The following is a 932-nucleotide window of genomic DNA, read 5'->3' as shown; positions in this document are numbered from 1 at the left end:
TTTATTTATTATTTTGAAATCGAGTCTTAACGCAGCGTGAAATATTCAGCGATCGGACCCAGCGTCAGTGCCGGAAAGAAGGATAAGGCTGTGATAATCACAATAACGGCCAGAACCATGATTCCAAAAGTTGAAGAATCCGTTTTTAACGTTCCTGCACTTTCCGGGATGAATTTCTTATTTGCAAGAAGTCCCGCGATCGCAATCGGACCAATGATCGGAATGTAACGAGACAGGATCAGAATAAAACCTGTGGTGATATTCCACCATGGATTATTGTCGCCCAGACCTTCAAATCCACTACCATTGTTGGCTGACGAAGAGGTGTATTCGTAAAGCATTTCTGTAAAGCCGTGAAAACCCGGATTGGCAAGTGTGGCGGAAGTTATCGTAGGAAAAGCCGCTGCCAGCGCAGTACCAACCAGAATCAGGAACGGGTGAAGTAAAGCAACGATCATGGCGATTTTCATTTCCCGCGCTTCAATTTTCTTACCCATAAATTCAGGTGTCCTGCCCACCATCAATCCACTGATAAATACAGCCAGAATAATGAAGATGAAAAAGTTGAGCATACCGGCGCCGACACCACCATAAAAAGCATTGGTCATCATCGCCAGCAGCTGGGTCATACCAGAAAGCGGCGTAAAGCTGTCATGCATGGAATTGACCGAGCCGGTTGAGATGACGGTGGTGGCTATACTCCAAAAGGCAGAAGCTGTACTTCCAAACCTGACTTCCTTACCTTCCATGGCACCGGCACCGTTATCAATACCCATGGCGGTGATGGCGTGATTTCCACCGTTTTCCCAAATGATTGTAGGAACAGTAAGCAGTAAAAACCCGATTGTCATGACCCCAAAAATCATCCAGCTCATTTTTCTTCTTTTCAAAAAGAAGCCAAAAGCAAAAACCATCGCCATTGGAATGATCAT

At 45.3% G+C, this 932-nt stretch carries 1 protein-coding gene; it reads right to left on the bottom strand.

What is annotated here, in order from left to right; all coding sequences use genetic code 11:
- Positions 1 to 26: 26 nt before the first annotated feature.
- The coding region (locus FDK13_RS35220) for a potassium-transporting ATPase subunit KdpA (RefSeq protein ID WP_137344682.1) at positions 27 to 932 on the bottom strand (906 nt) is incomplete at its 5' end.

This window comes from Dyadobacter frigoris (assembly GCF_005280585.1).
GTDB lineage: Bacteria > Bacteroidota > Bacteroidia > Cytophagales > Spirosomataceae > Dyadobacter > Dyadobacter frigoris.
This window is presented reverse-complemented; position numbering and strand designations above follow the sequence as displayed.